The 12,658-nt window shown below is 71.0% G+C and carries 7 protein-coding genes; 4 read left to right on the top strand and 3 right to left on the bottom strand.

The genetic code is table 11. The features are described from left to right. Window positions 1-257: WD40 repeat domain-containing protein (locus BH719_RS06770; protein WP_009744073.1), on the top strand; the 257-nt coding region annotated here is incomplete at its 5' end. A 233-nt stretch (window positions 258-490) separates the two neighbouring features. Here BH719_RS06770 and BH719_RS06765 read toward each other — a convergent pair. The 3 genes from BH719_RS06765 to BH719_RS06755 all read right to left on the bottom strand — a co-directional run bounded on the left by BH719_RS06765 (window position 491) and on the right by BH719_RS06755 (window position 6,218). Then, window positions 491-2,953, bottom strand: coding sequence for a transglycosylase domain-containing protein (locus BH719_RS06765; protein ID WP_009744072.1), 2,463 nt, complete (start codon window positions 2,951-2,953; stop codon window positions 491-493). A gap of 154 nt (window positions 2,954-3,107) precedes the next feature. Further along, window positions 3,108-4,574: an NADP-dependent phosphogluconate dehydrogenase gene (gndA, locus tag BH719_RS06760; protein WP_009744071.1), complete on the bottom strand. Its 1,467-nt coding sequence runs from the start codon at window positions 4,572-4,574 to the stop codon at window positions 3,108-3,110. Window positions 4,575-4,697: 123 nt separating this feature from the next. After that, a complete protein-coding gene (locus tag BH719_RS06755) occupies window positions 4,698-6,218 on the bottom strand; it encodes a CCA tRNA nucleotidyltransferase (RefSeq protein ID WP_034255344.1) in 1,521 nt (506 codons plus the stop codon). Window positions 6,219-6,448: 230 nt separating this feature from the next. On the opposite strand from BH719_RS06755, the gene BH719_RS06750 reads away from it, so the two are divergent. The 3 genes from BH719_RS06750 to murJ are packed head-to-tail and all read left to right on the top strand — an operon-like array spanning window position 6,449 to window position 12,629. Beyond that, window positions 6,449-6,892: an NUDIX hydrolase gene (locus BH719_RS06750; protein WP_009744069.1), complete on the top strand. Its 444-nt coding sequence runs from the start codon at window positions 6,449-6,451 to the stop codon at window positions 6,890-6,892. After that, a complete protein-coding gene (locus tag BH719_RS06745; protein ID WP_009744068.1) occupies window positions 6,892-9,573 on the top strand; it encodes a DUF6049 family protein in 2,682 nt (893 codons plus the stop codon). Before BH719_RS06750 ends, BH719_RS06745 begins: the two co-directional genes overlap by 1 nt. Further along, entirely contained in the window at window positions 9,570-12,629 is a 3,060-nt protein-coding gene (murJ, locus tag BH719_RS06740; RefSeq protein ID WP_009744067.1) for a lipid II flippase MurJ, read from the top strand. Before BH719_RS06745 ends, murJ begins: the two co-directional genes overlap by 4 nt. Window positions 12,630-12,658: the final 29 nt, after the last annotated feature.

Raw genomic sequence — 12,658 nt, 5'->3', positions numbered from 1 at the left:
TCACAGGAACCCGGGACGGCACTACTCGCATATGGGACGCCACCACAGGCGAACCCGTGCGCTTCTTCATCACCGCCCTGCCCGACGGCGAATGCGCTGTGCTCACCCCGGACCAGACCAGGGTCATCGGCGCCAGCCCCTACGCCTGGCGATGGCTCGGACGCTACGCCGTCCACCCCGACGGAGCGCTCGAGAGGATCCCAGTCGAGATCGACGGCCCCCTCCCCTCACTCGGCCCGGGCACCCAGGCGGACTAACACCCACCCCGACGCCCCGGCACACCGCGTTTCGGGGCGTGAGCACCCACCGCGCTCGACTCAGCCGCCCCACCACTGCGCGCCCGGCCCCGCGCTGATGCGGAGGGGCCGGGACCCATCTGGGTCCCGGCCGCCCGGCACCGCTTCAGCCGTTCAGCGACACCATCAGTTCAGCGCCGCCGTCCATTCAGGGCCACCGAGGCGCTCGGCCGTTCGACGCCGTCCAGCGCCGCTCAGTTGCCGCCCGCGGCTCCGGGGTTGGCGCCACCGCCGCCTCCGCCGCCGCCATTGCCACCGCCGTTGCCGCCGCCGCCATTGCCGCCACCGTTGCCGCCGCCGCCATTGCCGCCACCGTTGCCGCCGCCGCCATTGCCGCCACCGTTACCGCCGCCGCCATTGCCACCGCCGTTGCCGCCGCCGCCATTGCCGCCACCGTTACCGCCATTGCCACCGCCGTTACCGGGGGTTGCGGTCTGGGTGGGCTCGGGCTCGGGAGCCCGTGTGGGCTCGTAAGTGGGCTCGGGGTTGCTGGCCTCCTGGGTCGGCTCCTGCGTGGGCGCGGGCACTGAGGACGGCGCGTTGTTCTTCGAGTTCCGGTTCGACTTCACGATCCACGTGAAATCCTTCTCCGTCAAGGACTTCGTGGCGTTCTGCATGTAGTTCGTCCACACGTCCACCGGCCAGTCGCCGCCGTGGAACTGGTCGAGTCCGCCGATGTTCTCCAACGGCACCGAGTTGCCGTCGTCGTCGGACTGGTACATGGACACGGCGGTCACCATGTTCGGCACGAATCCCACGAACTGCGCGGAGAGCTGGTCCGACGACGTGCCCGTCTTGCCGGCGGTCGTGAAGCCCCGCAGCGCGCCCGCCACGGAGTCGGCGGTGCCCTCGCCGGTGGTCACGGCCTCCAGGGCCGGCATGATCGACGACACCTCCTCCGCCTCGAACACGCGGGTGGGGGCCACAGTGGTCTCGTAGAGTTTGTTCGAGCCGCCCGAGTTGGTGACCTGGCGGACGATGTGCGGCTCCACGCGCTGCCCGCCGTTGGCGATCGTCGCGTAAGCGGTCGCCAAGTCGATATTGTGCGGCGAGGCCGACCCCAGCACGTTCAGCAGCTGGTCGTTCAGGCCCAGCGTGTCCTGGGGGATGCCCGCGTCAACGGCCGCCTGCATCGTGGTCTCAGGGCCGATGTCACGGTTGAGGGCCACATAGGGCGTATTCATCGAGTAGGCCGTCGCCTTCACGAGCGTCACATTGCCGAAGGAGTAGCCGCCGTCGTTGGTCACCGGCTCGACGAGGCCCGGGAAGGTCTGCGGCGAGGCGCCCGAGTACGTGTCGTTCACGGTCCCGCCCTGTCTCGCGTTCGCCAGCAGCGCGAAGGGCTTGAACGCGGACCCCGCCATCGCGATGTCCTGCGTCACAGCGTTCTGCTGGCGCTGCTCGTAATCGGGTCCGCCGTACTCGGCGAGGATCTCGCCCGTGTTCGGGTCGATCGACGACAGGGCGACGTGCTGGTGGGCCGGGTCCCACCCGTTCACCGAGTTCATCGTCTGTGCGGCGGCCACCGCCTCGTCCTGGCGCTCCTTCACGATCGTCGTCGTGATGCGCAGGCCGCCCTGGGTGATCTGGTCCTCGAAGAATGCACCCGAATTCACAAGCTCCTGCTTGATGTGCGCGATCAGGTAGCCGTTCGTCCCCTGCATGGACTCGCGGTTGAGGGAGTCGGGGTCGATGGTCTCGGGGAAGACCGCTGCGTCCGCGTCGGCCTGCGACACCCATCCGTCCTCCACCATCAGGCCCAGGACCCTTTCCCACCGCTCTTTCGCCTTGTCGGGGCTGATAGCGGGATCCCATGCCGACGGCGCGGGGATGATGCCCGCGATCATCGCGGCCTCAGACAGGGTCATGTCCTTCGCCGGATGCCCGAAGTAGGCCTGCGAGGCCGCCTCGATGCCGTAGGCGCCGCGCCCGAGGTAGATGGTGTTGAGGTAGTTCCCTATCACTTCGTCCTTGGACTGCGTGCGGTTGATCTTGACGGCCAGCACCGCTTCCTTGAGTTTGCCGACGTAGGAGGTGGTCTCCCCCATGAAATAGCGCTCCACGTACTGCTGGGTGAGGGTGGACCCGCCCTGGCGGGCCCCGCCGCGCAGGTTGTTCCACAGGGCGCGCAGGATGCCCTTGAAGTTCACGCCCGAGTTCGTGTAGAAAGTCCGGTCCTCCGAGGCCACGACGGCCTTCGACACGTAGTCGGGCAGGGTGGAGGCGTCGATGATCTGGCGGTTCACATCCCCCAGCGTCCCCATCTCCGTGGTGCCGTCGGCGTAGTACACCGTTGTCTTCTCCGCCAGCGCCAGGTCGTCCGGCTTGGGGACGGAGATCGTCGCGTACAGGTAGAGGAACGTGGCCATGCCCAGGATGACGATTCCGAGCAGGGTGAAGACGATGCCGAGGCCGATCTTGCGGCCGAGGCTGCGCTTCTTCTTGCCGCCCTTCTTGCCCTTGCCGTCCTTGCCCCCGGAGTCGGCGTCCCCCTTGGCGTCGCGCCTGGAAGCAGGGCCCTTGCGGTCCCCGCGCCTCCGGGGCTCCGGCCCTCCGCCGCCACGGGCCTTCGCGGGCGTCCGCGGGGCAGGGTCGCTGGACGCGGGTCCCGGACCCATGATGTCGTCCCAGTTCATTGTTCCGTTGTTATCTGCCACGAGTTCAGCCTTTCAGCGGACTTGGATTCGTCTAGCCTAACCGGCGGAGCTGGAAGTTCACAGATGAATGGCGCCTCTCACCCCGCGGCAGACGGCCCGCCCCCATCGCCCGCCGACCGGCGGGAACGGCCCGGACGGAGCGGAGGCGCTCCGCTCAGCCCCACTGCTCCTCGGGGCGGCCCGGCTCGGCCCACAGCGTGTGGAAGATCCCCTCGCGGTCCACCCTGCGGTAGGTGTGGGAGCCGAAGAAGTCGCGCTGCCCCTGGATGAGGGCCGCCGGCAGCCGCGCCGCGCGGATCTGGTCGAAGTACGCCAGCGAGGACGCGAACACCGGAATCGGGACTCCGGCCAGCGCCGCCTGGGAGACGATGCGGCGCAGCGCGGGCGTGCACTCCTGGAAGCGGGTCGCGAAGGGCTCGGCGGCCAGCAGCAGCGGCAGGGCCGGGTCCGCCTCGTAGGCGCGGGTGATGTCGTCGAGGAAGGCCGCGCGGATGATGCAGCCGGCGCGCCAGATGCGGGCCAGGGCCCCCTTGTCGATGTCCCAGCCGTACTCGGCCGCCCCCGCCCCGATCTCGTCGAAGCCCTGCGAGTAGGCGACGATCTTGGAGGCGAAGAGGGCGCGCCGCACGTCCTCGACGAACGCGGCCCGGGCCTCGTCCGTCTCGATGACGAGGGGCGTGGCGTTGCCGGCGAGCTTCTGCCCGGCCGCGCGCTGAGCGGGTTCACAGGAGGCCCCGCGCGCGAACGTCGCCTCGCCGATCGCGGTCACGGGGACCGCCAGATCCAGGGCGGTCTGGACCGTCCACTTGCCGGTCCCCTTCTGCGAGGCCGCGTCGACGATGAGATCGACGAGGGGCACCCCCGTGGACGCGTCCACCTGGCGCAGCACCTCGGCCGTGATCTCGATGAGGTAGGAGTTGAGCTCGCCCTCGTTCCAGGCCGCGAAGATGTCCGCGATCTGCGCGGGAGCGGCCCCCAGGCCCTCGCGCAGGAGGGTGTAGGCCTCGGCGATCACCTGCATGTCGGCGTACTCGATGCCGTTGTGGACCATCTTGACGAAGTGGCCCGCGCCGTTCGCCCCGATGTACGTGCAGCAGGGGACGCCGTCGTAGGTGGCGGAGATCGCCTCGAACATGGGGCCGAGGCGTTCGTAGGAGGCCCGGGTCCCACCCGGCATGATGGACGGCCCCCACAGGGCGCCCTCCTCGCCGCCGGAGACGCCTGCGCCCACGAAGTGCAGGCCGCGCTCGGCCGCCCACTTCTCGCGGCGGATCGTGTCGGCGAACAGCGAGTTGCCGCAGTCGACGATGATGTCGCCCTCGTCCATGAGCGCGGCGAGCTGTTCCATGACGGCATCCGTCGCGGGGCCCGCCTGCACCATGATGATGGCCACGCGGGGTGCGCGCAGGGATGCGACGAAGTCCTCCAGGGTCGAGGAGGGAACGAAGGTCGCCTCGCCGCCGTGCTCGCTGATGAGCTTCTCAGTGCGCGCCTGGGTGCGGTTGAAGACGGCTGTCGTGTAGCCGTTGCGCGCCAGGTTGCGCGCCAGGTTGGCCCCCATCACGCCCAGTCCGTACACGCCGATGTCGGCGGTTGATGCTTCGGGAACGAATGTCGTCATGCGGTTCTCCAACCGTGGTGCGGTTCGTGGGTTCACGACCAGCCTAGGGCGGTGCCCAGGCGCGCGCATGCGGGTGCGTGTGAGATTCACGAGGCGGGGGCCGCGCGGGCAGCCCCACCGGCGTCAGTCCCCGCGCCCGGCTTTCGCCGCCGCCTTGCGCGCGCGCTTGCGGGCGGCCTTCTCCTCCCACTTGGCCTGCTCGGCCTGCAGGGCGGCCGCCTGGGCCCGCACGGCGTCCGAGGCCCACCAGCGCTCCAGCGCCTCGCGCGCCGCCTCGGGCCCCAGCGGCCCGTGCTCCATGCGCAGCTCCAGCAGGTGGTCGCGTGCCATCTTCACCGCGCGCGAGGGCCGCAGGCCCAGGATCTCCATGATCTGGTCGCCGTCCAGGTCGGGCCGGATCGCGTCCAGCTCCTCGCGCTCGCGCAGGGTGCTGATGCGCTCCTCCAAGTCGTCGTAGGCGGCGGACAGGCGGTTCGCCTTGCGGCGGTTGCGTGTGGTGCAGTCGGCGCGCGTGAGGCGGTGGAGGCGCTCCAGCTGCTCCCCGGCGTCGCTCACGTACCGGCGCACCGCCGAGTCCGTCCACGCCGACTCGCCGTAGCCGTGGAACCGCAGGTGCAGGGCCACCAGCTGGCACACGGCGTCGGTGGTCGCGTTGTCGAAGTGGAGGGCCCGCATCCGCTTGCGCGTCAGCTTGGCGCCCACCACCTCGTGGTGGTGGAAGGTCACCGCGCCATTGGGCTCGAAGCGCCTGGTGGCGGGTTTGCCCACGTCGTGCATGAGCGCGGCGAAACGGAGGATGAAATCGGGGGCGGGCACGGGCCCGTCGGGACCGGTCTCCAGGTCCATGGCCTGCTCGACGACGGTGAGGGTGTGCTCGTACACGTCCTTGTGGCGGCGGTGCTCATCGACTGTGGACACCAGATCCGCCACCTCGGGCAGCACGATCGACGCCACGCCCGTGTGCACCAGCAGCTCGATGCCGCGGCGCGGGTGGGGTGAGACGATGAGGCGCTCGAGCTCGGTCCTGATGCGCTCGGCGGACACGATCCCCAGGCGGTGCGCCATGTCCTCCATGGCGTTCATGACGTCCAGGTCGACGTCCATGCCCAGTTGGGCGCTGAAACGCGCTGCCCGCATGATGCGCAGCGGGTCGTCGTCGAAGGACTGCTCGGCGCTGACCGGGGTGCGCAGGTTCCCCGCCGCCAGGTCGGCCAGCCCCCCGCACGGATCCACCAGGGCCATGCGCGGCAGGCGCATCGCCATGGCGTTGACGGTGAAGTCGCGGCGCGTCAGGTCCCCCTCCAGGGTGTCGCCGAAGGTGACCTCCGGTTTGCGCGACCCGATCTGGTACGAGTCGGCGCGGTACGTGGTGACCTCCACCACTACGTCGCCGCGCCTGGCGCCGATGGTGCCGAACTCCTTGCCGATGTCCCACACGGCGTTGCCCCACTGCCCCAGCAGCTCCTCGGTGCGCCCGGGACGGGCGGAGGTCGTGAGGTCGAAGTCGTGCGGCGCCACGCCCAGGAAGGCGTCGCGCACGGGGCCGCCCACCAGGGCGATCTCCTCGCCCGCGGACTCGAAAACCGTGCCGAGTTCCATAATCGCGGCGGGAAGCCCGCGAAAGGTCCTCGTGGCGTTCGCCATGAGGGTAGCAAGATCCGTGATTTCGCCGTTTTCCGCGGAAAAGAGCGATTCACCCGTGGGAAGGTCGTCGGTGCTCATCGCTTCAAGGATGCCAGCAAACCCCCTTGTCCGACCACCTGTGCCCTATTCGCCGTTAAAGTGGTCCCATGCCCGCACGTTCGAAGGACCGCCGCCCCGGGGTGCCACGCCCCCCTCGTCGGCGCGCATCCTCGCGAGCGCCCCGCGCCCACATGCCCGTTTCGGCGGAGACCAGCGCGGGGGGCATCGTCATCGACGTGCGCGGAGGCGTCCCCTACGCCGCGCTCATCGCCAGGCGCAACCGCGCCGGGCGCATCGAGTGGTGCCTGCCGAAGGGGCACCTGGAGAACGGGGAGACCCCCCAGCAGGCGGCGCTGCGCGAGGTCGCCGAGGAGACGGGCATCCGGGGGCGCATCATCCGCCACCTGGCGTCCATCGACTACTGGTTCTCCGGCTCGGACCACCGGGTCCACAAGGTCGTCCACCACTACCTCATGGGCTACGCCTCGGGCGCGATCTCCGTGGCCGGGGACCCGGACCACGAGGCGGAGGACGCGGCCTGGGTGCCCCTGCGCGACGTGGCGCGCCAACTGGCCTACCCCAACGAGCGCAGGATCGTGGCCATCGCCCTCGACCTGCTGTACAAGGACGCCTGATGGGCACTGTGACACGCGGATTCTTACGGGCCGCCGCCGCTGCGGCCGCGGCGCTGTGCGCCCTGGCCCCCCTGTCGGGCGCGTCCGCCGCGCACCCGGCGCCAATGGGGACGGAGGCGGCCCGGACCGCCGGCGCCGTCGCCCAGGCGGTCGGCGCGCGGGAGGAGCGGCCCTCGGTCCTGGGCTCCCAATCGGCCTCGTCGGGCCTGACGGTCGCCGTGTCCTCCCTCAACCCCCGGATCATCACCTCCGAGGAGGAGCTCCTCATCGCCGGGACCGTGACGAACACGACCAGCTCCCCCCTCAGTGAAGTGGCCCTCACCATCACCGTGGGCACCACCACCCCCGTCTCCGTCGCCGCCCTCACCAATGCCCTGTCGGAGGACGCCGGTTCCTCCGAGGTCTCCACCACCGGACTCGGCGGAATCGCCGCCGGGGCCAGTGCGGTCTTCGAGGTCCGCGTGCCGACCTCCTCCCTGCCCCTGGGCGCGGCGAGCGGCTGGGGGCCGCGCGTGCTCACCGCCACCGCCTCGTCGGGCGGGGCCACGGGCTCCGACAACGCGATCATCGTCTGGGACTCCGGCGAGACGGTCGCCGCCTCCCGCGTCAACGCGCTGGTGCCGTGGACGAGCGAGTCGGCCTCCCAGGGAGCGCGCGAGCGAGAGGCCGTCCTCGCCATCGCGGGGCGCACGGGGGCGACGCTGGCGGTGGACCCGCTGCTCATCCCCCGCGGCGGGCAGCCCACCGAGGCGCCGCCGCAGGACGGCGCCGGCGAGGAGGACCCCGAGTCCGGGCAGTCGGGCCAATCCGACCAGTCCGACCAGCCCGCCCCCACGCCCTCCCCATCCGCGTCCGCCTCGCCGGCGCCAACGCCCTCCCCCACGCCCACCGATCCCGTCGAGAACACCCGGTACCGCGCGAACCAGAGCTTCACCGCCTCCCTGCTGCGCACCGCCCCGGAACTCGTCGCCCTGCCCGCGGGCGACGCGGACTTGGGCGCCCTCGCCCTGGCCGGGGACGCGGGCCTGCAGACGAAGGCCCTCCAGTCGATCGCGGCCTTCCCCTCCACGCCGCGCAAGGCGGGGTGGGTCGCCCCCGCGCCGGCGCCCTCGGCCAGTCCGTCGGCCCCGACGTCCCCACCGGGCTCCGCCGCGCCCTCCCCGAGCCCCTCGGGCAGCGCGGGCCCGTCGGCGCCCGCCTCGTCCGCGCCGACGCCCTCCACGGGGGCGACCGAGACACCGGGCGCCCAGACGGGCGAGACGGGGATCGACGCCGCCGAGGCCGACGAGGGGCCCAGGATCCACACCGACGTCGTGTGGCCCTCCGACACCGCCTTCGGCACCACGCAGTTGTCGGCCTACCCCGGCCGCCTCACCATCGCCCCGGTCGGCTCTCTGATGCCCAACGACGACGTCCCCTTCACGTCGGTCGCCAGGGTCCGCGTGGACCCCAGCACCGGTGAGACCATCGGTGTCATCCCCACCACCACCGTCGACGGCGCCGACGTGCTCGCCCAGCAGGGGGACATCGCCGCACTGCTGGGGTGGGACAACAGCCAGTCGGAGGCCGACCAGCTCGACGCCGAGCAGGCCATCACCGCCATCACCGCCATCATCACGCGCGAGCGCCCCTACTCGTCGCGGACCCTTTTCACCGCGGCACCGCGGGGCACCGCGGTCAGCGCCTCACTGACGGGCAAACTCGACGCGCTCCTCACCAACAGGTGGGTCGAACCCGTCTCCTTCGGCGACATGGCGGACTCCGAGGCCACCGACCTCGAGCGGCGGACCGCGGGCGCCGGCTCCCTCGACGCGGGCACCGAGGCGGCCGTCACCTCGCTCACCCAGGCGCTGGCCGACCTGGCGCCCCTGGCGAAGGCCACCGAGGAGCCCGACGAGGTCTTCAGCCAGGTCGAGCCGTTCCTGCTCCCCTCGATCGGCGCGGGCCTGTCCCCCGACTCGCAGGTCGCCGCCGCCTCCCGCTACGCGGCGCAGGTCGCCGGGCTGCTGGCCTCCATCGCCGTTGAGCCCTCCGACGCCGTCAACCTCATCAACAAGTCGGCGGCCTTCCCCGTGCGCATCCGCAACTCGCTGCCGTGGGACGTCCACGTGGACGTCACCCTGATCCCCGACGACCCCAGGCTGCAGGCCACCCCCGCGACCAACCGGGTCGTCACCGCCAACAGCGCCACCACCGTGGAGGTGCCCGTCAGCGCCATCGGGTCGGGCAACATCCAGGTGAAGTACCACGTGACCACGCCCTCCGGCGCGGTCCTCGACAACAAGCAGAGCGTGCGCGTACGCATGAGGGCCGGCTGGGAGGACGCCTTCACGATGGTCGTGGCGTCCCTCTTCGGCCTCCTCTTCGCGATGGGCGTCGTGCGCTCGCTGCGGCGGCGCCGCGCGCGCGCCGCGCTGGTCGGCGCTGGGACGGCCTCCGCGGAATCCGCAGGGGAAGGGCACGGCGGCGATGTGCGCGGCCCGGCCGACCACGGTTCTAGCGGCCAGTGCGCGGACGACGGCGCCCCCGCGGACAGCGCCGAGGACGGGGCCGGCCCCACTGACGGCGGTCCCGCGGGCGCAGTGCCGGCCGAGGAGGACCCAGGCGCCCCACTCGGGGCCACCGGCCCGGGCGACCCCCGGAGCGCAGAACACGACACCGAGGAGAAGGAACAGACATGAGCAGCAAATCCCGCCCCTCGATCCTGCGCGCCAGCGCCCTCATGGCCAGCGGGACGATGGTGTCCAGGCTCCTGGGCTTCGTGCGCTCGGCGATGCTCCTCGCGGCGATCGGCGCCGCCTCGGGCGGTGTGTCGGCGGCTTTCCAAACGGCCAACACCCTGCCCAACACGGTGTTCAACCTGCTGGCCTCCGGAGTCTTCGACGCGGTCCTGGTCCCCCAGATCGTCGGCGCCCTCAAGCGCAAGCACGACGGCGAGACCTACGTGAACCGCCTCCTGACCCTGGCGGGCACGCTGCTGTTCGTGGTCACGGTGGTCGCGATGGTCGCCGCGCCCCTGCTGGTCATCATCACCGCGGCGGGCTACGACTCCGAGATCCGGAACCTGGCGATCCTCTTCGCCCTGCTGTGCCTGCCGCAGCTGTTCTTCTACGGCCTGTACAACCTGCTGGGCGAACTGCTCAACGCCCGCGGGATCTTCGGCCCCTACATGTGGGCGCCCGTGGTCAACAACGTCGTCGGCATCGCCGGACTGGGCGCCTTCCTGGCCATCTGGGGGTCCACGGACGGGCGCATCGACGTGGGGGACCTGTCCAGCCCCCAGTTCTGGCTGCTGGCCGGCAGCGCCACGCTGGGCGTCATCACGCAGGCGCTGATCCTGCTGATCCCCATGCGGCGCGCCGGGATCCGGTTCAGGCCGGACTTCCGTTTCCGCGGCACGTCCTTCGGCTCCGCCTCGAAGGTGGCGGGCTGGACGTTCGCGACCCTGGGGGTCAGCCAGGTGGGCGTCCTGTCCACGAACAACATCGCCGCCCTGGCCGACGCCTACGCGAAGGACAACGCGGGCGAGATGGTCATCGCCGGGATCAACGCCTACTCCACGGCCTTCATGATCTTCATGGTGCCCCAGTCGCTCATCACGGTGTCCCTGGCGACTGCGATCTTCACCCGCATGGCCGAGGCCGTGGCCGACGGCAACGACCGGGGCGTGGCGCACAACTACGCCCTGGGCGTGCGCACGATCACCTCCCTCACCCTGCTGGCAGCGGCGATCCTGATGGCCGCCTCGGTCCCCATGATGCAGATGGTGCTTTACTCGACGGCCAACCAGCAGGTGGTCATGGCGTACGCGCTGGTTCTGGCGTCGCTGATGCCGGGCGTCGCCTCGACGGGCATGGTCCTGATGAGCCAGCGCGTGTTCTTCGCCTACGAGGACGTCAAACCCGTGTTCCTCATGGGCATCGGCCCGACCGTGCTGCAGGCCCTCGTCGGATGGGGCATGTACTTCACGACGGGGGCCTCCTGGTGGGTGGTCGGCGCCGCCCTGGGGGAGACCGCGTGCCGCCTCATGCAGGGCGTGATCGCGGTGGCCTGGGTGGGCAAGCGGGTGCCGCTGGTCGACAAGAGCGCGATGCTGCGCTCCTACTTCAAGTACCTCGTCAGCGCGATCGTCGCGGGACTGGTCGGCTTCGGCATGCTGTGGCTGGTGGGCGTGACCACACCGCTGTCCCCCGCGCCCGTGCGCTTCCTCGTCGCTGTCCTCAAAGTGGTGCTCGTGGGCCTCTCCTCGACCATGGCGTACATGCTGGTTCTGCGCGCTTTGTCCTCCACCGAGTCGGCGACCACCATGCGCCCCCTGCTCCGCCGGGTGCGCGTGCCCGAGGGTGTGGTTAATGTCCTCGCCGCGTCATCCGCCACCGATCCGTCCGTTACTGGGATAATGACAAGGATCAAGCCGGTGACTAGGGAGGATTTGATGGCTGGCGCGCATAACGGCGGGGGTTCGGCCTCGTCGGGACCCGGTCCTGACGGGAAGCGCATCCCGTCCTTCGAGGAGGTGGTCGCCCCATCGTTCCAGGGCCCCGTGTACCCGCAGGCGCACCCCGCGCCGCGCTCGATCGACGAGGACGCCTACCGCTCGCCCCTGCTGCCGGTGTCCGAGGACTTCCCCAGTCCCGCGCCCTCCCCCAAGTCGCCGATCACCCACCAGATCCCCCTGGTGCGCCGCCGAAAGCCGAAGGAGGACGCCGCCCTCTCCCCCGACGACGGGGCCCCCGTCGTCCCCGCGCCGTCGGACGCGCCCGAGCCTGCCCCCCTTCCCGGGCAGCCGCAGGTGGCGCAGCCGCACGACACGGGCGCAGCCGATCCGGATCCGACTGTCGCCGTGCCCGTCGTCGCCAGGGCCGCAGCCCCCGACCGACTCCCCTCCGAGGCCCCCGCCGCACCGCAGGAGGAGTCGGCCGCGGAGGATCCCTCCACGCAGCAGACTGAGGTCGTGCCCATGGACGCGACCCTCTTCGAGTCCCTCGAGGACTACCGCGCCCACGAGCAGGCCCAGCAGCCGGTGGCGCCCGTAGCCCCCCAGTGGCCCGGGCAGCCGGGCGACGGGGCGGGGCAGAAGTCCGCGCAGCACGGGCGCACCATGGATCCGACCAGGCCGACGCTGATCTTCGCCGCCGTGGTCTTCCTGGTGGGCGCCGTCTGGTCGACGTGGATGGTCCTCACTCCCGCCACGGACCTGGACCTCGCCCAGTCGCTGCGCTCCGGAGTGGCGCAGAACACCCCGCAGGACGCCCCGCAGTCCGCGCTGGCGACCACTCCCCCGCCGACCTCCGCCCCCACGGCCCCGCCCGTGATCTCCTCGGTGTCGGTGCTGTCATGGGACAACGACAACGGCGACCACCCCGACCGCGCGATCAACATGATCGACTCGAACCCCGCCACGTCGTGGACATCGCGCTGGTTCGACGACAACCAGTTCCGCGAGGGCGCCGAAGTCACCATCGTCGTGAAGTTCCAGCAGGTCGCCACGGTCTCGTCGGTGACGCTGACGATGGACTCCCAGACATCGGGCGGCCTCATCTCCGTGCGCAAGGTCACCGATCCGAGCAACCCGCGCGGCGGAACAGAACTCGCCACGTCGGCGTTGTCCCCTTCGACGACCATCACCCTGCCCGAGCCGGTCTCGACTGACTCCATCGCCCTGGTGTTCCGTCAGATGCCGAAAGCGCAGGACGGGCGCAACTGGGCGTGGGTATCGGAGCTGACCGTCAACTAGCAGGCCCACCCGGGCGCAGACGTCCCACG

The sequence above is a fragment of the Pauljensenia hongkongensis genome, from assembly GCF_001746855.1.
GTDB classification, from domain to species: Bacteria; Actinomycetota; Actinomycetes; order Actinomycetales; family Actinomycetaceae; genus Pauljensenia; species Pauljensenia hongkongensis.
Note: the sequence above shows the minus strand (reverse complement) of the source record. Positions and strands in the feature narration are given on the sequence as shown.